Source organism: Photobacterium aquimaris, assembly GCF_002954455.1.
Classification (GTDB): domain Bacteria; phylum Pseudomonadota; class Gammaproteobacteria; order Enterobacterales; family Vibrionaceae; genus Photobacterium; species Photobacterium aquimaris.
The window spans coordinates 6,931-26,790 of sequence record NZ_MSCC01000005.1 but is presented as its reverse complement, the minus strand read 5'-3'; the positions used below and the strand labels follow the sequence as shown (position 1 = coordinate 26,790).

Below are 19,860 nucleotides of genomic sequence, written 5' to 3'. Positions count from 1 at the left end.
TTCCACTAGCCCCGATTAATATAGCCGAAATTCGCTGATTAATTGACAGGTTGATATGGTACTGCTTACGATTTACATCTCTGTAGCTATAGGGGTGTCGTTTATTTGTTCCGTTTTAGAAGCGGTTTTATTGAGTATTTCGCCGGGATATATCGGCACTTTACGTCAACAAAACCACCCAGCAGCAGCTAAACTTGCCGCGCTCAAAGATAATATAGATCGACCCTTAGCCTCAATTCTAACCCTTAACACCGTTGCACATACCGTCGGTGCAGCAACAGCAGGTGCGCAAGCTACAGTTGTCTTTGGTAGTGAGTGGTTGGGTGTTTTCTCAGGTGCATTAACCGTCGGTATTTTATTACTGTCAGAAATCATTCCCAAAACTATTGGTGCAACTTACTGGCGTCAATTAGCGCCAACAAGTGCAATATTATTACGCTGGATGGTAGTTATATTAATGCCATTAGTGTGGATCTCAGAACAGATTACCCGCCGTTTAGCCCACGGTCACGTACAACCTAAATTACGCGATGAATTATCAGCAATGGCAATGCTGGCTCATGAGTCAGGTGAATTAGGCGCAGGTGAGTCAAAAATTCTAACGAATCTACTGCAATTTAAAGACGTGAGCGTGACTAAAATTATGACGCCACGACCGGTATTATTCCGCGTTAATGCACAGCAAACCATCAACGAATTTTTAGCAAAATACAAAAGTAGTCCATTCTCACGCCCATTAGTGTTCAGCGAGCAAAGCGATAATATTGTTGGCTTTGTGCACCGCTTAGAACTATTTGCAGAAAGCCAAGCAGGCAAAGGTAGCCAGGAGCTCGGCACGCTCATGCGCCCATTGCCTGTGATTATGAACAACGTAAGCGTACCAAAAGCATTTGAGCGTTTAATGCAAGAACGTTCACAACTCATTTTGATTGTTGATGAATACGGTACAGTACAAGGCTTAGTGACACTGGAAGATATTTTTGAAAGTTTAGTTGGCGAAGAGATCGTCGATGAAGCAGATAAAAATACTGACATGCAGCAACTGGCTTATCAACGTTGGGATAAGTGGAAGAAAAAGCATAAGATGATTGAAAATAATGATGACGATATTTAACTAACGTTATTATAACTGCTTTATATTAAGTAGAATCTAAAAAGGGACCTGATGGTCCCTTTTTTATTGGCATTATTGATGCTAACTGCGATTAAGTGACGCATTGTTATCAACACAATAACGTCCACCCGTGATACGACTGACGATCAAGCCAACCACCAATACCGCTACCGTTGGTAAAATCCAACCCGCATAGTAATGATATAACGGTAAATTTGCTGTTAATGCATTATCAACCGTTGCTGGCATTGCACCCAAAATATGTGCAGCATCAATACAGCCAAAAACGGTTGCCGTTGCAACGACGGCTAATACTGCAACTTGAGATAACTGATAACGTAACGGCGCAATCAATAACAACGCAATTGCAATCGGGTGTAAGGCTACTACAACAGGTAAAGTCACTTCTAATAACTGCGCCAAACCTACATTAGCAATCAAACCTGATAACACCATAATCACCCACACACTTTTAGGGTAAGTGATTTTACTAAAGCTACGGCTATAAAACTCACTTCCTGCAGTTGTGACACCAATGGCTGTGGTTAAACAGGCTAACACTAACACCGAACCTAAAATAATGGTTCCAAAAGCACCAAAGTGAGCATTAGTAAACGCAGTAAGAATTTCACCACCATTAGCAAAGCTTGAGCCTAAATTAGCACTAGTTACACCAATATACGCCAATGATAAATATACTAACGCCATCGCTGTGGCATACATTAGAGCAGCAATAAAAGTATATTTGGCAATCGCTTTCGGGCATTTAACCCCCATGCCTTCTATTGCTCTGAAAATCACCCAACCAAAACCAATCGAGCCTAACGCATCCATAGTCATATAGCCTTGGGTCATTCCTTCAGCCATTGCACCTGTCGCATAAGGACCAGATGCGACCTCTACCTGACCAGATGGATATAACAATGCCACCACTGCCATAATCGTTAAAATAGTTAATAGCATCGGCGTTAACCACTTTCCTAGCGTATCAACTAACTTACCTGGGTATAACGAAAACAAAATAGCCGCTAAACAAAATACCGTCGAGAATGGGATCAAGCCACTATCACCGATAAATGGTGCCAAGCTAAATTGGTAAGCAACAGTGATCGTACGTGGAATAATAAATGCGGGGCCAATAACAATAAACAGCATCACCCAGAATCCAGTCGCTAGCGGTTTAGGTAATGCCGCGGTTAAATTATCAGATCCACGTACCCAAGCCACAATCACTAATGCTATTGCAGGCAAACCAACGCCAGTTAATAAGAAACCCGCCATACCACTAAGAAAATTATCTCCTGCTTGATAGCCTAAATAAGGAGGAAAAATTAAATTGCCAGCACCTAAGTACATGGCGAATGTCATGAAGCCTAAGGCGGCGATATTGCGTGCACTTAACATAGTATTCCTTGGTCATTACTTGGAGCTTGGAGAAAGCGAGACGGGAAAGGTGATGGTGTCTATCCTGCCAGCTTGCTCACAAGCTGACAGAAAAATGGGTATGGCCTGTCAGCCCTGAATAAGATTCAGAGAGAGCAAGAGCTTTGAAGCAGCAACCATTAGTGAAATACGGCAAGATACAATAGTGTTTACGATAGAATATTTCATATTTGCCCCCTTCAAACCAACAGACCACGAATGTCGTAGCTTAGGTGCTACGCAGTGGTTATGTTATAAACGCTGAAGGGATACAATTACAAGAGCCAAAATAAAATAAGTCGAATGGCGTAAACTTAACCTAGCAACCAGTCATAACCACTGTTTTTTAACTTAAAAAGCAGAATAAACAACCATTAGCAATGAAACAAGTTATTAACAAAAATACCTAACATCTAATTTTTTCCGCACTTATGTCATTTATTAGTTACTGCTCAAATAACAATATGACAACATTTTCACAAACAATAGCTATAAAAAAAGAAGCCAATTGGCTTCTTCTTGAAGTTATCGTTAGCGATCAATTACAATGCAATACCAATATTACTGATTGGCTCATCACGTAACTCAGCACGTAAATCTTTGATTAAATCAATATCACGGCTTTCAGCTTCTTTTAGCGCACGGAAAATTTCCCACTGAGTATCCCACTCAGCGCATACAGCTTCATTTTGCTTTTGATTATCGTTAGTGATTTCAATTCCTGTTTGAGCCGATTCTAAATCAGCCACTGTTTCAGCAGATAAAGCACTCAACTTAACCACAGTTTCCATCATCAAATCACGATCCAACATCGCGTGTAGAAGATCGGCTAACGCAACACAAGCATCAATCGCAGGACGTACGGCATACAAATCGTAGTCGTTTTCACTAGGGACCATATCTTCTAACTTTTCAAGCTGGCTTTCAAAGTTAATCTTGGCATTTTTAACCGTCAGGATCTCCCATACACTATCTAAGATCACTCGGTAACGTTGACCATCTGTAAACTGTGTTTCGGCACAGAAAAAAGCATAGTTCGGATACATACGCTCACACAACGACACCATAAAGGTAAGATGTTGCCAAGGTTCTAATTTTTCTAAACGTAACTGGATTGGATTCTTAAGCATGGGATAATCTACGGTAGTGATTTAGATTGAAGTTTACTTGATAAACGAAGGCTACAAAAGGAAAAGCATGATCAAAATTAAGATCGTCTCTCGCCAACAGCAGCGTTATGTGCAATTACTGACTGCCGCTAAACTGCCACAGTTGGTTATCACGGAAGATCCCAGCCAAGCAACAGTACTTCTCGCAGATCCACCATTGATCGCCACCAGCTTAAATGACTACCCGCATTTACAGTGGCTACAGTCTACTTATGCAGGCATTGACGCGCTGATTAAACCGCAATTGAGGCAAGATTATCAACTCACCAATATTCGCGGTATCTTTGGACCACTGATCGCTGAATATATTATTGGTCAAATCCTTAACTACCAGCGCCACTTTTGGCGCTATGCTTTACAGCAGCAACAACACCAATGGCAACCACACCAATATCAAGCTATCGCAGGCAAAACCATGGTCATTGTTGGTACAGGCACCATCGGCCAGCACCTTGCTAAGGTTGCAGCGGTATTTGGCTGTCATATCATTGGCGTTAATCGCAGTGGTATCGCCGCCAGTGATGATTTTAATCAGACTTATGATCTCAACGATCTCGATTACGCACTAACTCAAGCCGACTATGTAGTTTCTATCTTGCCTGCAACCACTGATACTAATGATCTTTTTGATCGAGGTAACTTTAGCCATTGCAAAAATGTGCTATTTTTCAATGTCGGTCGTGGCAATAGTGTCAATGAAGCTGATTTAGTAAATGCGCTTGAGCAACATCATCTGCAACATGCATTTTTAGATGTCTTCAAGCACGAACCATTAGCAACAGATCATCCATTTTGGGATCATCCACAGATCACCATCACCCCCCATATCGCAGCAGAAAGCTTCCCTGAACAAGTATTTACGATATTTAAAGCTAACTACTTACGTTTTCAACAACAGCAAAAAATTGAATATCTTATTGATTTCAAAAGAGGTTATTAATAGATTAGACCACTAAGCATTAATACCATCACAAAATCACATTCCGATAACAATAACGATCCTAGTAAGATCCTACTCGCCTTATGTCTGTTTTTACCGGCCATTAAATAATGACAAAAAAACCACACCGAAATGGTGTGGTTTTTTATTAACCTTGATTTTGAAATATACTGTTTAAAGTCTATTTCTAAAACAATGGTTATTTATGGTATGGCTTTGAAAGCTCATGCACAGCATCAACAAACACACCAGCATTTTCAGGCGGCACATCAAGATGAATACCATGGCCTAAGTTAAATACATGACCCGTACCGCCATCGCCAAAGCCCTCTAAAATAGAAGCGACTTCTTGACGAATACGTTCAGGCTGGGCATATAACACTGATGGATCCATATTACCTTGTAGCGCCACCTTATCACCGATACGACGTTTCGCATCGCTAATATCAATTGTCCAGTCTAAGCCTATCGCATCACAGCCTGTCGCTGCAATTTGCTCTAACCACATACCGCCATTTTTAGTAAATAACGTCACAGGTACACGGCGACCATCATTCTCGCGAATCAAGCCATCAACAATCTTATGCATGTAACGCAATGAGAATTCATTGTAATCACGTGGGGTTAATACACCACCCCAAGTATCAAATACCATCACCGCTTGCGCGCCCGCTTTGATTTGAGCATTTAAATACTCAATCACGCTATCGGCTAGTTTATCGAGCAGTAGATGCAATGTTTGCGGCTCGGCATACATCATCTTCTTGATTTTAGTGAAGGCCTTAGAGCTACCACCTTCAACCATGTATGTCGCTAATGTCCATGGACTACCCGAAAAGCCAATCAGTGGCACTTCACCTTGAAGATCATGACGAATTTGACGAACCGCATTCATCACATACTGCAATTCACCTTCAGGATCAGGAATGCCAATACGCTCTACGTCTGCTTTACAAGTGATAGGGTGACTAAACTTAGGACCTTCACCTGCTTCAAAATATAGCCCTAATCCCATTGCATCAGGAATAGTTAAAATATCAGAAAATAAAATAGCAGCATCCAATGGAAAACGCTTCAATGGCTGTAGCGTTACTTCACTGGCTAATTCTGCATTTTTACATAGCGACATGAAGTCACCAGCAACACCACGTGTCGCACGATACTCAGGTAGGTAACGGCCAGCCTGACGCATCATCCATACAGGTGTGCAATCTACAGGCTGCTTTAGCAGCGCACGTAGGTAGCGGTCATTCTTTAATTCGCTCATTTGAGACTCCACGGGTTAATTCTGCGTCATATTGTAGCACTCATTAATATTAACAACCGAGTGCATTTGTTTACTAACGTTTGATTAATCAGTCTTATGTTCAGCATTAAGCTGCAAAACTGTATCAATAAGTCGCCGAGCAATAGTCCCTATTGGTGCCACATCAGGTAACTGCTCTGCCGTCGCCCATATTGCATCAGTTAATTCTTCATAATCTGGTTTAATATCACCACCAGCATAATCAGCGATAAACCCAAGCATTAGATTGGATGGAAATGCCCATGGCTGACTATCAAAGTAACGAATATTTTTTACTATAATACCGGTTTCTTCTAAAACTTCTCGCGCGACGCATTGTTCTGCAGTTTCACCAGGTTCAATAAACCCTGCAATCACAGTATACATACCGGTTTTATGACGCGGATGCTGCGCCAATAACAATTGATTACCTTTTCGCACAGCAACAATGATACAAGGCGATACTCGCGGATAATGAAGACTCTCACAGCCAGAGCAATGCATTGCTAGTACTTTAGTATCTAATTGCAGCGGATGACCACAATGACAACAAAAGCGCTGACTTTGAATCATATAATTTAATTGAATCGCTCGGCCTGCTAACGCAAATAACCGACTATCACAGCCAAGTAGCTCTCTTAAATTAAAAAAATCATTATCACTAAAACCACTTTCATCAACTAACCAATACACAGCTATCGAATCAAAATCACCGATAAAACGCTTGGTTTCGGTACTACAAATAAGCTCTTCAGATGAACACAACGGCAAACTGCCGTTTTGTAACAATAGCTTGCCATTTCTAATCACACACCAATAAGCAATATTCTCATTTTTTAACATTTTTATTACTTTCATCCTTGCAGCGGCGTAAATTTACTGGCAATCTAATCTTGAACGGAATATTTATCCGAAACCATATCTCTTATATCAAGAGCCGGATCGCACAAGCATCCAGTTAAGATGCTGATATATCATGAGGATGTGCTCATGCTTAGTAAATTTGAACAAGTTAAAAAAGAATGGGGCGGCCATAACGATGTTATTGATCAATGGCTAATGATGCGCCAACAACTACTGATCGATTATTGTAAACTAATCGGTATCACTCCCAATGATGATAATCGTCATCTACCTACCGCGTCCAAACTGTGTTTATTTAGTGAAGATCTCGTTGATTATATTTCAGCGGGTCACTTTAAGATTTACGATAACGTAATGGCGCGCTGGCATCAAACTGGCTTTTCACCCACTGAAGAAATGTCTGCCCTCTATGCAAAAATCACCCTAACCACTGAACCATTACTAAACTTCAATGATCGCTATGGTGCCATCAATGATAACGACCCATTAGATACTCTTGATGATGATTTATCGCAAATTGGTGAACAGATGGAATCGCGCTTTGCACTAGAAGATAAGTTGATTGAATTAATCAGTGATAGTCTTGCTTGTCCGCCTGGTGCTTAACCACCAGCATCAATAGCAACTCACTCATTATTGTGGCAGTACAGTGCTGCCACCTATTTTAGCGCACCTCGCACCTCAATATTATTCTCAAATCCCAAATAGCAGCCAATAAAAAAGGCACCCCAAAGGATGCCTTTTAGAATCAGTCACGCCAAGAATTAATTCTCGTCGTTAAGACCTGCATTCAATAGTGCCGCTAAGTCTTGAGAGGCTTGCTCTGCATCAACTTGTGGTGCTACTGGCTCCAGTTCAACATTACGTTGATTCTGGCGACGTTGGTGGTAAGAGAAACCTGTACCCGCTGGGATCAAACGACCCACGATTACGTTCTCTTTCAGACCACGTAGCTCATCACGCTTACCAGAAACAGCCGCTTCTGTTAGTACGCGTGTTGTTTCCTGGAACGATGCTGCTGAGATGAATGACTCAGTCGCAAGCGATGCTTTAGTGATACCTAGTAAGTCTCGTGAGAAACTTACTGGTGTCTTACCTTCAGCTTCAAGCTGACGGTTAGCAATCGTTACGCGAGAGAATTCAACTTGCTCGCCTTCTAGGAAGTCAGAGTCACCAGCTGCAGTGATAGTTACCTTACGTAGCATTTGACGAATGATAGTCTCAATGTGCTTATCATTAATCTTAACGCCTTGTAGACGGTAAACTTCCTGAACTTCGTTAACGATGTATTCTGCAACTGCGTGTACACCACGTAGACGTAGAATATCGTGCGGAGTTTCAGGACCATCAGCAATTACGTCACCCTTCTCAACTTTTTCACCTTCGAAAACGTTAAGTTGGCGATGCTTCAGGATCATCTCTTCGTACGGCTGACCATCAGTTGGTGTGATGATCAAGCGACGCTTACCTTTAGTTTCTTTACCAAATGACACTGCACCGGTAATTTCTGCCAAGATAGCTGGTTCTTTAGGCTTACGAGCTTCAAACAAGTCAGCAACGCGTGGTAGACCACCCGTGATATCCTTGTTACCGCCAGATTTTTGCGGAATACGTGATAACGTATCACCGATGCCAACCATAGCGCCATCGTCAAGCTGAACAATCGCCTTACCAGGTAGGAAGTATTGAGCTGGCATATCAGTACCAGGGATCATTACATCGTTACCATCTACATCAACAAGTTTGATAGCTGGACGCATATCTTTACCTGCTGCTGGGCGTGCTGCTGGATCAGTTACTTCGCTTGAAGATAGACCAGTTAGATCATCTGTTTGACGAGAAACTGTTACGCCATCAATCATATCAACGAACTGGATACGACCAGCCACTTCAGTGATGATTGGCATGGTGTGAGCTTCCCAGTTTGCTACTGTTTCACCAGCAACAACCTCGGCACCATCACCTTTAGTTAGCAACGTACCGTAAGACAGTTTGTAGTTCTCTTTCGTACGACCAAGCTTATCAATGATGCTTAGCTCAGATGCACGAGAAGTAATTACAAGCTTACCAGCATTGTTAGTTACGAACTTCGCATTGTGCAGTTTCATAGAACCAGTAGTTTTCACTACGATCTTATTATCTGCAGCTGCTGCTGATGCCGCACCACCGATGTGGAACGTACGCATTGTTAGCTGTGTACCAGGTTCACCGATAGACTGCGCTGCAACAACACCTACTGCTTCACCTGAGTTGATCAGGTGACCACGAGCAAGGTCACGACCGTAACAGAACTTACAACAACCGAAGTCATTCTCACACGTTACAACAGAACGTACTTTAACTTGGTCAACAGAGTTCGCTTCTAGAATCTCACACCACTTCTCATCAAGAAGTGTATTACGTGGTGCTAGAACTTCTTCTGTACCAGGAATAAATACATCTTCAGCAACAACACGACCAAGAACACGATCGCCTAGTTGTTCCTTAACATCACCACCCTCGATAAGAGGCATCATGGTGATACCAGCGTGAGTACCACAGTCATCTGCTGTGATTACTACGTCTTGTGCAACGTCTACTAGACGACGCGTTAGGTAACCTGAGTTCGCTGTCTTAAGTGCGGTATCCGCAAGACCCTTACGAGCACCGTGAGTAGAGATAAAGTACTGAAGTACGTTTAGACCTTCACGGAAGTTCGCAGTGATCGGCGTTTCGATGATTGAGCCATCCGGCTTAGCCATCAGACCACGCATACCCGCCAACTGACGAATCTGTGCAGCAGAACCACGCGCACCAGAATCGGCCATCATGTATACACTGTTGAACGATTTCTGTTGTTCTTCAACGCCGTCACGGTTAATCACGGTATCGAAAGACAAGTTATCCATCATCGCTTTAGCAACTTGTTCGTTGGCTGTAGCCCAGATATCGATAACTTTGTTGTAACGTTCACCAGCAGTCACAAGACCTGACTGGAACTGCTCTTGAATTTCAGCAACTTCTGCTTCAGCTTCAGCGATCTTAGTGTACTTAGCTGCAGGTACAACCATATCGTCGATACCAACAGACACACCAGAAAGTGCTGCGTAAGCAAAACCTGTGTACATAATTTGGTCAGCAAAGATAACAGTATCTTTCATGCCCAACTTACGGTAACAAGTGTTAAGAAGCTTAGAAATTTGCTTCTTACCAAGTGCTTCAGTGTTTACAAGGCTGTATGGCAGACCTTTAGGAACGATAGGCCATAGCATTGCACGACCAACAGTAGTATCAACAAGTTGAGTATTCTCAACAAAGTTACCCTGCTCGTCTTTCACAAATTCTGTAATACGTACTTTAACGCGAGCATGAAGCTCTGCATTCTTAGTACGGTATGCTTTCTCAGCTTCAGCTGGTCCAGCAAGGTACATGCCTTCACCCTTCGCGTTGATTTTCTCACGCGTCATGTAGTAAAGACCCAATACAACGTCCTGAGAAGGTACGATGATCGGATCACCTGATGCTGGTGAAAGGATGTTGTTGGTAGACATCATTAGAGCACGTGCTTCAAGCTGTGCTTCAAGAGTCAATGGCAAGTGAACCGCCATCTGGTCACCATCGAAGTCGGCGTTGTATGCCGCACAAACTAGTGGGTGAAGCTGAATCGCTTTACCTTCGATTAGTGTTGGTTCAAACGCCTGAATACCTAAACGGTGCAATGTTGGTGCACGGTTAAGCATTACTGGGTGCTCACGAATTACTTCATCTAGGATATCCCAAACGATCGCTTCTTCGCGCTCAACCATCTTCTTAGCAGCTTTGATAGTAGTCGCAAGACCACGTGTCTCTAGCTTGCCATAGATGAACGGCTTAAATAGCTCTAGTGCCATCTTCTTAGGAAGACCACACTGGTGCAAACGTAGGTATGGACCTACTGTGATAACAGAACGACCTGAATAGTCTACACGCTTACCAAGCAAGTTCTGACGGAAACGACCCTGCTTACCTTTGATCATGTCAGCCAAAGATTTCAGAGGACGCTTGTTAGAGCCTGTGATAGCGCGGCCACGACGACCGTTATCTAGCAATGCATCAACAGATTCCTGCAACATACGCTTTTCGTTACGTACGATGATATCAGGAGCAGCCAGGTCAAGAAGACGCTTCAGACGGTTGTTACGGTTGATTACACGACGGTAAAGATCGTTCAGATCTGAAGTCGCGAAACGGCCACCATCTAGTGGTACCAACGGACGTAAATCCGGCGGTAATACTGGCAATACAGACAGGATCATCCACTCAGGGTTGTTTCCTGACTGTAGGAAAGCTTCAACTAGCTTAAGACGCTTAGTTAGCTTCTTACGCTTAGTTTCAGAGTTAGTTTCTTCTAACTCTTCACGCATATTTTCGATTTCAGCATTTAGGTCCATGTTGCCTAAAAGTGCTTTAACCGCTTCTGCGCCCATCTTCGCGTCGAACTCGTCGCCCCACTCTTCAAGTGCATCCAAGTACTGCTCTTCAGAAAGCAGTTGGCTACGCTCAAGGTTGGTCATACCAGGTTCGATAACTACGTATGATTCAAAGTAAAGTACACGTTCGATATCACGTAAAGGCATGTCCATTAACAGACCGATACGAGATGGTAGTGACTTTAAGAACCAGATGTGGGCAACAGGTGAAGCAAGCTCAATGTGACCCATACGCTCACGGCGTACTTTAGTCTGAGTAACTTCAACACCACATTTTTCACAGATCACACCACGGTGCTTTAGGCGCTTGTACTTGCCACAAAGACACTCGTAGTCTTTTACCGGGCCAAAGATACGTGCACAGAAAAGACCGTCACGCTCAGGCTTGAAGGTACGATAGTTGATTGTTTCTGGCTTTTTAACTTCACCAAAAGACCATGAACGAATCATGTCAGGTGAAGCTAGACCGATTTTGATAGCATCAAATTCTTCGGTCTTATGTTGTGCTTTCAGAAACTTAAGTAAGTCTTTCACATTCGGCTCCTGTGAGGAGTTGACCCATAAAGGCGCCAGTCTACTGGCGCCTTCATATTTATACCGGAGTAACTAATAAGTATAGGTGACTAACCCAGTCTTATTCGTCTTCCAGCTCGATGTTGATACCCAACGAGCGGATTTCTTTCAACAATACGTTGAATGATTCCGGCATACCAGGTTCCATACGATGATCACCGTCTACGATGTTCTTATACATCTTAGTACGGCCGTTAACGTCATCTGACTTAACGGTTAGCATTTCTTGAAGGGTGTATGCTGCGCCATATGCTTCAAGCGCCCACACTTCCATCTCACCGAAACGCTGACCACCGAACTGAGCTTTACCACCCAGCGGCTGCTGAGTAACTAGGCTGTAAGAACCGGTAGAACGGGCGTGCATCTTGTCATCAACCAAGTGGTTCAGTTTAAGCATGTACATGTAACCAACAGTTACAGGACGCTCAAATGCATCACCAGTACGGCCATCAAACAACTTCAGCTGGCCAGACGATGGTAGATCACCAAGTTGTAGCAACTCTTTGATAGATGATTCTGGACAACCATCAAATACAGGCGTTGCAATTGGTAGACCTTTACGAAGGTTTTGTACAAGTGTACGTACTTCGTCGTCTGATAGTTCAGCAATGTCAACTTTCTGGCGAGTATCACCAAGATTGTAAACACGTTGTAGGAAGTTACGGAACTTATGTAACTCCTGCTGTTCTTTCAGCATATCGTTAAGTTTGTCACCGATACCTTTAGCCGCAAGACCTAAGTGAGTCTCGAGGATCTGACCGATGTTCATACGTGACGGTACACCCAATGGGTTTAGTACGATATCAACCGTTTGACCTTTTTCATCGTATGGCATGTCTTCAACAGGGTTGATCTTAGAGATTACACCCTTGTTACCGTGACGACCTGCCATCTTATCACCAGGTTGAATGCGACGACGAACAGCTAGGTATACTTTAACAATCTTAAGTACGCCAGGCGCTAAGTCATCACCCTGAGTGATTTTACGACGCTTAGTTTCAAACTTCTTATCGAACTCAGCTTTCAGTTCATCATACTGTTCTGCAAGCTGTTCCAATTGGTTCTGTAAAGATTCGTCGTCAAGCGTTTGTGCAAACAACGTATCGCGGTTCATTGTAGAGATTTTCTCTTCGCCGTAACCTGCAGATAGTAGAAGCGTACGTACACGAGCAAGAAGACCACCCTCAAGGATCTGGAATTCTTCTGTGATGTCTTTCTTCGCTTCTTTCAGCTGCATCTCTTCAATTTCAAGAGCACGCTTGTCTTTCTCAACGCCATCGCGAGTAAATACTTGTACGTCAATGATCGTACCAGTAACACTACCAGGAACACGTAGAGATGAATCTTTAACGTCAGAAGCTTTTTCACCAAAGATAGCTCGTAGAAGCTTCTCTTCAGGAGTCAGTTGTGTTTCACCCTTAGGTGTCACTTTACCAACTAGGATGTCGCCACCCTTCACTTCTGCACCGATGTAAACGATACCTGATTCGTCCAACTTAGAAAGCGCTGCTTCACCCACGTTAGGGATATCGGCAGTGATTTCTTCAGAACCCAGCTTCGTATCACGCGCCACACAAGAAAGCTCTTGAATATGGATAGTTGTGAAACGATCTTCCTGAACTACACGCTCAGAAACTAAGATGGAGTCTTCGAAGTTGTAACCGTTCCAAGGCATGAACGCGATACGCATGTTTTGACCAAGCGCTAGCTCACCAAGGTCTGTTGAAGGACCATCAGCAAGAACATCACCACGTGCTACTGGCTCGCCAGGTAGTACGGTAGGACGCTGGTTGATACATGTATTCTGGTTAGAACGGGTGTACTTAGTTAGGTTGTAGATATCGATACCTGCTTCACCAGGGATCAATTCGTCTTCGTTAACTTTGATAACGATACGAGAAGCATCTACAGACTGAACTTGGCCGCCACGTTTAGCAACAGCAGTTACACCTGAGTCAACACCGATCTGACGCTCAATACCAGTACCTACTAACGGCTTATCAGCACGAATAGTTGGAACTGCCTGACGTTGCATGTTCGCACCCATAAGGGCACGGTTAGCATCATCGTGTTCTAGGAACGGGATTAGGGATGCAGCCACAGATACAACCTGGTTGGTTGCAACGTCCATGTATTGAACATGGTCACGTGGGTGCAGACCTGAATCGCCTTTCTGACGAGCAGTGATCAATTCGTCAGCAAAAGAACCATCTTCGTTAAGCGCGGCGTTTGCCTGTGCAATAACGTATAGACCTTCTTCAATTGCTGATAGGTATTCGATGTGATCCGAAACTTTTCCGTCTACAACTTTACGGTAAGGTGTTTCCAAGAAACCGTAAGGGTTACAACGCGCAAATACAGATAGCGAGTTGATTAGACCGATGTTTGGACCTTCAGGAGTTTCGATAGGACATAGACGACCGTAGTGAGTCGCGTGTACGTCTCGAACCTCAAAGCCAGCACGTTCACGAGTCAGACCACCTGGACCAAGCGCCGAGATACGACGTTTGTGAGTAACTTCTGACAACGGGTTGTTCTGGTCCATAAACTGTGACAATTGAGAAGAGCCAAAGAACTCTTTCACTGCCGCAGAAATAGGCTTCGCGTTGATTAAGTCTTGAGGCATGATTGCATCAAGATCGCCTAAACTTAGACGCTCTTTAACAGCACGCTCAACACGAACTAGACCTACACGGAATTGGTTTTCAGCCATTTCGCCCACAGAGCGAATACGACGGTTACCAAGGTGGTCGATATCATCAACTTCACCTTTACCGTTACGGATATCGATCAACTTCTTCATCACTTCAATGATGTCTTCGTTGCTCAGAATACCAGGACCAGTTATTTCTTCACGAAGAAGAGAACTGTTGAACTTCATACGACCAACAGCAGAAAGATCGTAACGATCTTCTGAGAAGAACAAGCTTTCAAATAATTGATCAGCTGCTTCGCGTGTTGGTGGCTCGCCAGGGCGCATCATACGGTAGATTTCTACCAATGCACTTAGACGGTCAGTACTGTTATCAACACGTAGTGTTTCTGACATGTACGGGCCGTGATCTAAATCGTTCGTAAATAGAACTTCAATAGACTTATGACCAGCCTGAGATAGAAGAGCTAATGCTTCCAAGCTTAATTCTTGGTTAGCCGTAACAATCAGTTCGCCAGTTTCTTCGTTGATGTAATCACGAGATGCAATCTTGCCAACGATATATTCAACAGGTACTTCGATGCTATCAATGCCATCTTTCGCCAATTGACGAATATGACGAGCAGTGATACGACGACCTTGCTCTACGTAAACTGTGCCGTTCGCTTCGATATCAAAGCTTGCAGTTTCGCCACGTAGACGATCAGGTACCAACTCCATAACTAGAGATTTGCCGCGTACTTCGAAATTAATCTTATCGAAGAACATGTCAAGAATCTGTTCAGTTGTGTAGTTAAGTGCGCGAAGGATAATAGACGCAGGTAATTTACGACGACGGTCGATTCGTACGAAAACATTATCCTTAGGATCGAACTCGAAATCCAACCATGAACCACGGTAAGGAATAACACGAGCGTTATATAACACTTTACCTGAGGAGTGGGTTTTACCCTTATCGCTGTCAAAGAATACACCAGGACTACGGTGCAGCTGAGATACGATAACCCTCTCGGTACCGTTAATAACGAATGTACCGTTATCTGTCATGAGCGGAATTTCGCCCATGTAAACTTCTTGTTCTTTAATGTCTTTTACGGTGCCAGCCGGCGCGTCACGATCATACATGACCAGACGTAGCTTCACGCGTAGTGGAGCAGAATAAGTTACGCCACGAATTTGACATTCTTTGACATCGAAGACCGGCTCACCGAGACGATAGCTAACGTATTGCAGCTCGGAATTGCCATTATAGCTCTGGATTGGAAAAACAGAGCGAAAGGCAGCTTCTAGACCGTAATGCCCTTCAGGATCCTGCTCGATAAATTTTTGGAAAGAATCAAGCTGGATCGATAGCAAGTATGGTGCATCCAACACTTGTGGACGCTTACCAAAATCCTTACGGATACGCTTTTTCTCGGTATAAGAGTAAACCATAGGTTCCTCAGATCGCTGATAAGTGATCCAAACTACCCCATATCACATGCGGGGGTAGTGACTAATCGTTGTTTTTTATAGTAGGAATATTCCAATGAAACTGAAATATTTTTTACGCAGACAGTGGATACAAAACAAGGTAAAAATACCACCGGTCTATAGCGCAAAAAGGCCGGTGGCATTTTTGCCACCAGCCAATAGCCATAAATGGCTATGAAATCAAATAATTATTATTTAACTTCAACAGAAGCACCAGCTTCTTCTAATTGAGCTTTAAGAGCTTCAGCTTCAGCTTTATCTACGCCTTCTTTAACAGCAGCAGGTGCGCCGTCAACTACAGCTTTAGCTTCTTTAAGGCCAAGACCAGTTGCGCCACGTACAGCTTTGATAACTTGTACTTTGTTAGCGCCAGCAGCTGTTAGGATTACGTCAAATTCAGTTTGCTCTTCAGCTGCGTCTGCAGCTGCGCCGCCTGCAACTACTGCAGCAGCAGCAGAAACACCGAATTTCTCTTCCATAGCTTCGATAAGCTCAACAACTTGCATTACAGACATTTCTGCAACTGCGTCTAGGATTTGCTCGTTAGTGATAGACATAACAATTCTCTTTTAAAGTCAACAATAAGTTTAAATAGTAATCAGACAAAGTGCGGCAATTAAGCTGCAGCTTCTTCTTTCTGATCACGTACAGCCGCGATAGTACGTACAAGTTTACCAGCAGACGCTTCTTTCATGCACATCATTAGGCGTGCGATAGCTTCGTCGTAAGTTGGTAGAGTTGCTAGTACATCAGCGTTGGCAATAGTGCCTTCGAATGCAGCAGCTTTGATCTCGAAGCTTTTATTCTCTTTAGCGAAGTCTTTGAAAAGACGCGCTGCAGCACCTGGGTGCTCATTAGAGAAGCCGATTAGTGAAGGACCAACGAAAACGTCTTGTAGACATTCGAAATCAGTACCTTCAACTGCACGACGTGCTAATGTGTTACGAACAACTCGTAGGTAAACGCCAGCTTCACGAGCTTGTTTACGTAGAGTTGTCATTGCACACACACTAACACCGCGAGAGTCAGCAACAACTGCAGACAGGGCACCATTGGCAGCTTCGTTGACTTCAGCAACAATTGCTTTTTTGTCTTGAAGATTTAATGCCATTGGATTTGCTCCTGGATAATTTCTGGGTCACCCCAGCATTTACACCACTCACTGCCGGTTGACAGGAGAGTTTTACGGCGCAGATCCAAAAAAGACTTACATCAATCATGTTCTGGCACCGTCTACGTAGGTAAATTAAGTTCCGAAAAACACCTACGGTCTTTGACGGAGGTTAATTGAAAACAATTAACCTCAGCCACGAATTCGGAAGCGACAAATTATACACTAACTTATCGCTTCTGCAAATTAGTTTACGCTACGTTAGCTTTCAGAGAGTTCTGATCTAACGCTACACCTGCACCCATAGTGGTAGAGATGCTTACTTTCTTAATGAAAGTACCTTTCGCTGAAGACGGCTTAGCGCGCTTCAGTGCAACTAGAAGAGCTTCTAAGTTCTCTTGTAGTTGAGCGGCATCAAAGTTCACCTTACCGATAGTAGTGTGAATGATACCATTTTTGTCGTTACGGTAACGAACCTGACCAGCTTTAGCATTTTTAACTGCTTCAGCAACGTTAGGAGTTACAGTACCAACTTTAGGGTTTGGCATAAGACCACGTGGACCAAGAATGGTACCAAGTTGACCTACAACGCGCATTGCATCAGGAGATGCGATAACAACGTCAAAGTTCATTTCGCCTTTCTTAACAAGAGCAGCTAGATCTTCCATACCTACAAGCTCAGCGCCAGCTTCTTTAGCAGCTTCAGCGTTTGCGCCTTGTGTAAATACAGCAACACGGATGTCACGGCCAGTACCGTTAGGTAGTACAGTTGCACCACGAACGTTTTGGTCAGATTTACGTGCATCGATACCAAGATTAACAGCAACGTCAACACTTTCTACGAATTTAGCAGTCGCTAATTCTTTAAGAAGTGCAACAGCTTCGTTAATTTCGTACTCACGAGTAGAGTCAACTTTGTCACGGATAACGCGCATGCGCTTAGTCAGTTTAGCCATTATCTTAACCCTCTACCACTAGGCCCATTGAACGAGCAGTACCAGCAATTGAACGCTTCATAGCTTCAATATCAGCACCAGTCATGTCTGCAGCTTTAGTCTCAGCGATCTCTTGGATCTGAGCGTCAGTTACAGTACCCACTTTGTCAGTGTTCGGACGGCCAGAACCAGACTTAAGACCAGCAGCTTTAAGCAGAAGAACTGCAGCAGGTGGTGTCTTAGTGATGAACGTGAAAGAACGGTCACTGTAAACAGTGATAACAACTGGAGTCGGAAGACCTTTCTCGATTGAGTCAGTCTTAGCGTTAAACGCCTTACAGAATTCCATGATGTTTACACCATGTTGACCAAGAGCTGGACCAACTGGTGGACTTGGGTTTGCTGCACCAGCTGCAACTTGCAGCTTGATGTAAGCTTCTACTTTTTTAGCCATTGCTATATACCTAATTTTGGGTTCAAACGTCTATTTTTAAATAAATAGACTCCCCGTCTAACGAAAGGGCGCGAAATTATAGCCTAATTCCACACCCCTGACAATACGAGTTGAACAGAATTTGATCAGTTCTTTTCGATTTGACCAAACTCAAGTTCTACTGGTGTTGCACGACCGAAGATTGATACAGAAACCTTCACACGGCTCTTATCATAATCCACAGATTCAATCGTACCATTAAAGTCAGCAAACGGACCATCAGTCACGCGTACCACTTCACCAGGTTCAAATACTGTTTTATGTACAGGAGACTCACTAGCTTGTTGTAGACGGTTTAGAATCGCATCAGCTTCTTTATCAGAAATCGGTGCTGGACGATCAGACGTACCGCCAATGAACCCCATTACACGAGGAATGCTACGTACAAGGTGCCATGTTTCATCGTTCATCACCATTTGTACAAGCACATAGCCAGGGAAGAACTTACGCTCACTCTTACGGCGTTGACCGGCACGCATTTCTACCACTTCTTCCGTCGGTACTAAAACCTCGTCAAAGTGCTCTTCCATACCATGAATTTTGATATGTTCACGTAGTGATTGCGCTACACGGCCTTCAAAACCTGAAAAAGCCTGTACTACATACCAACGTTTTTTTGGAGCTTCGCTCATGAATTCTTACCTCACGCGCCAGTAACTAGGCGCACTAAACGGACCATAATGCCATCGATACCCCAAAGGGCTAATGCCATCACGACAGTGACTGCTAGAACGATAAAGGTTGTCTGCGTAGCTTCCTGACGAGTAGGCCACACTACTTTGCGGACTTCCATGCGCGATTCACGTGCAAACGTAACCACGGATTTACCTTTTGCTGTTAATGCCGCAAAAATACCAGCAACAACCACAAGGGCTACTACGGCAGAAGAGCGCAGAACAACAGAAACATCACTGTATAGGTAATTACCAACCACAGCAGCAGCTAGCAAAGCAAAAACCACGACCCATTTAAGGCCATCCATTTTGCTTTCGCTTTCTTGGTTTTCGGCATTCGCTTTCATACAACCAACCTGTAACTAGTGTTAATCATCTAGACGAAAATAACCCCGCTTGAGCGAGGTCTAGGATGAAGGAAAGGCCTAAACCTTTAATAACATTAATAAAAACTTCATCTTTACGAAATTTCACTTCCACACTTTGAACAAAAAACATTCAATTTAAAGTTAAAGTGTAGAAAAAGGGCATCAAATGATGCCCTTTTTAGTGCTCTATCGTCAAATTTAATTCAACGATGTTAGCGTAACTTATGCAACGATAGTTGCAACAACACCAGCACCAACTGTACGGCCACCTTCACGGATAGCAAAACGTAGACCTTCGTCCATCGCGATAGGTGCGATTAGAGTAACAGTCATTGAAA

Annotated in this window: 16 protein-coding genes; 3 read left to right on the top strand and 13 right to left on the bottom strand. The window is 43.5% G+C overall.

The genetic code is table 11. The features are described 5' to 3' along the window. The first annotated feature begins 55 nt into the window (after positions 1-55). Entirely contained in the window at positions 56-1,114 is a 1,059-nt protein-coding gene (locus BTN98_RS18905; RefSeq protein ID WP_061000581.1) for a CNNM domain-containing protein, read from the top strand. A gap of 81 nt (positions 1,115-1,195) precedes the next feature. On the opposite strand, the gene brnQ is transcribed toward BTN98_RS18905, so the two are convergent. Together brnQ and BTN98_RS18895 are read right to left on the bottom strand one after the other, a co-directional pair. Beyond that, positions 1,196-2,518: a branched-chain amino acid transport system II carrier protein gene (gene brnQ, locus BTN98_RS18900; protein ID WP_061000583.1), complete on the bottom strand. Its 1,323-nt coding sequence runs from the start codon at positions 2,516-2,518 to the stop codon at positions 1,196-1,198. A 560-nt stretch (positions 2,519-3,078) separates the two neighbouring features. Then, entirely contained in the window at positions 3,079-3,666 is a 588-nt protein-coding gene (locus BTN98_RS18895) for a YjaG family protein (protein ID WP_061000585.1), read from the bottom strand. 67 nt (positions 3,667-3,733) lie between these two features. Between BTN98_RS18895 and BTN98_RS18890 the strand changes: the two genes are divergently transcribed. Continuing rightward, positions 3,734-4,645, top strand: coding sequence for a D-2-hydroxyacid dehydrogenase (locus BTN98_RS18890; protein WP_061000587.1), 912 nt, complete (start codon positions 3,734-3,736; stop codon positions 4,643-4,645). Between the two features lie 199 nt (positions 4,646-4,844). On the opposite strand, the gene hemE is transcribed toward BTN98_RS18890, so the two are convergent. After that, positions 4,845-5,912 (bottom strand): uroporphyrinogen decarboxylase, encoded by a 1,068-nt coding sequence (gene hemE, locus BTN98_RS18885; protein ID WP_061000589.1) that lies wholly within the window; start codon positions 5,910-5,912, stop codon positions 4,845-4,847. 84 nt (positions 5,913-5,996) lie between these two features. After that, entirely contained in the window at positions 5,997-6,773 is a 777-nt protein-coding gene (nudC, locus tag BTN98_RS18880) for an NAD(+) diphosphatase (RefSeq protein WP_061000591.1), read from the bottom strand. 147 nt (positions 6,774-6,920) lie between these two features. Here nudC and BTN98_RS18875 point away from each other — a divergent pair, with 147 nt between their 5' ends. Continuing rightward, a complete protein-coding gene (locus BTN98_RS18875; RefSeq protein WP_061000593.1) occupies positions 6,921-7,400 on the top strand; it encodes an Rsd/AlgQ family anti-sigma factor in 480 nt (159 codons plus the stop codon). A gap of 158 nt (positions 7,401-7,558) precedes the next feature. Here the strand turns inward: BTN98_RS18875 and rpoC are convergent, their stop codons facing one another. The 9 genes from rpoC to BTN98_RS18830 form a co-directional block, all read right to left on the bottom strand. Next, positions 7,559-11,776: a DNA-directed RNA polymerase subunit beta' gene (gene rpoC / locus BTN98_RS18870; protein WP_061000595.1), complete on the bottom strand. Its 4,218-nt coding sequence runs from the start codon at positions 11,774-11,776 to the stop codon at positions 7,559-7,561. Between the two features lie 100 nt (positions 11,777-11,876). Beyond that, positions 11,877-15,902, bottom strand: a complete 4,026-nt coding sequence (gene rpoB / locus BTN98_RS18865) for a DNA-directed RNA polymerase subunit beta (protein WP_061000597.1) — start codon at positions 15,900-15,902, stop codon at positions 11,877-11,879. A gap of 230 nt (positions 15,903-16,132) precedes the next feature. After that, a complete protein-coding gene (gene rplL, locus BTN98_RS18860) occupies positions 16,133-16,498 on the bottom strand; it encodes a 50S ribosomal protein L7/L12 (protein ID WP_061000598.1) in 366 nt (121 codons plus the stop codon). A 59-nt stretch (positions 16,499-16,557) separates the two neighbouring features. Further along, entirely contained in the window at positions 16,558-17,052 is a 495-nt protein-coding gene (gene rplJ, locus BTN98_RS18855; RefSeq protein WP_061000599.1) for a 50S ribosomal protein L10, read from the bottom strand. 251 nt (positions 17,053-17,303) lie between these two features. Further along, the gene (gene rplA / locus BTN98_RS18850; RefSeq protein ID WP_061000601.1) at positions 17,304-18,008 is read right to left on the bottom strand and encodes a 50S ribosomal protein L1; all 705 of its coding nucleotides are present in this window, start codon (positions 18,006-18,008) and stop codon (positions 17,304-17,306) included. A 4-nt stretch (positions 18,009-18,012) separates the two neighbouring features. Then, on the bottom strand, positions 18,013-18,441 hold the full coding sequence (gene rplK, locus BTN98_RS18845) for a 50S ribosomal protein L11 (protein WP_061000603.1): 429 nt from the start codon (positions 18,439-18,441) through the stop codon (positions 18,013-18,015). 125 nt (positions 18,442-18,566) lie between these two features. Then, positions 18,567-19,112, bottom strand: coding sequence for a transcription termination/antitermination protein NusG (nusG, locus tag BTN98_RS18840; protein WP_036788965.1), 546 nt, complete (start codon positions 19,110-19,112; stop codon positions 18,567-18,569). An 11-nt stretch (positions 19,113-19,123) separates the two neighbouring features. Continuing rightward, positions 19,124-19,501 carry a preprotein translocase subunit SecE gene (gene secE, locus BTN98_RS18835; RefSeq protein ID WP_045032395.1) on the bottom strand — a complete coding sequence of 126 codons (378 nt, stop codon included), beginning with the start codon at positions 19,499-19,501 and terminating at the stop codon, positions 19,124-19,126. Positions 19,502-19,744: 243 nt separating this feature from the next. Beyond that, positions 19,745-19,860: EF-Tu C-terminal domain-related protein (locus BTN98_RS18830; RefSeq protein WP_477646136.1), on the bottom strand; the 116-nt coding region annotated here is incomplete at its 5' end.

Excerpts from the sequence above, each read along its gene's own strand:
- BTN98_RS18905 (WP_061000581.1), top strand. The coding sequence starts at position 56 with ATGGTACTGCTTACGATTTACATCTCTGTAGCTATAGGGGTGTCGTTT.
- brnQ (WP_061000583.1), bottom strand. The coding sequence starts at position 2,518 with ATGTTAAGTGCACGCAATATCGCCGCCTTAGGCTTCATGACATTCGCC.
- BTN98_RS18895 (WP_061000585.1), bottom strand. The coding sequence starts at position 3,666 with ATGCTTAAGAATCCAATCCAGTTACGTTTAGAAAAATTAGAACCTTGG.
- BTN98_RS18890 (WP_061000587.1), top strand. The coding sequence starts at position 3,734 with ATGATCAAAATTAAGATCGTCTCTCGCCAACAGCAGCGTTATGTGCAA.
- hemE (WP_061000589.1), bottom strand. The coding sequence starts at position 5,912 with ATGAGCGAATTAAAGAATGACCGCTACCTACGTGCGCTGCTAAAGCAG.
- nudC (WP_061000591.1), bottom strand. The coding sequence starts at position 6,773 with ATGTTAAAAAATGAGAATATTGCTTATTGGTGTGTGATTAGAAATGGC.
- BTN98_RS18875 (WP_061000593.1), top strand. The coding sequence starts at position 6,921 with ATGCTTAGTAAATTTGAACAAGTTAAAAAAGAATGGGGCGGCCATAAC.
- rpoB (WP_061000597.1), bottom strand. The coding sequence starts at position 15,902 with ATGGTTTACTCTTATACCGAGAAAAAGCGTATCCGTAAGGATTTTGGT.
- rplL (WP_061000598.1), bottom strand. The coding sequence starts at position 16,498 with ATGTCTATCACTAACGAGCAAATCCTAGACGCAGTTGCAGAAATGTCT.
- rplJ (WP_061000599.1), bottom strand. The coding sequence starts at position 17,052 with ATGGCATTAAATCTTCAAGACAAAAAAGCAATTGTTGCTGAAGTCAAC.
- rplA (WP_061000601.1), bottom strand. The coding sequence starts at position 18,008 with ATGGCTAAACTGACTAAGCGCATGCGCGTTATCCGTGACAAAGTTGAC.
- rplK (WP_061000603.1), bottom strand. The coding sequence starts at position 18,441 with ATGGCTAAAAAAGTAGAAGCTTACATCAAGCTGCAAGTTGCAGCTGGT.
- nusG (WP_036788965.1), bottom strand. The coding sequence starts at position 19,112 with ATGAGCGAAGCTCCAAAAAAACGTTGGTATGTAGTACAGGCTTTTTCA.
- secE (WP_045032395.1), bottom strand. The coding sequence starts at position 19,501 with ATGAAAGCGAATGCCGAAAACCAAGAAAGCGAAAGCAAAATGGATGGC.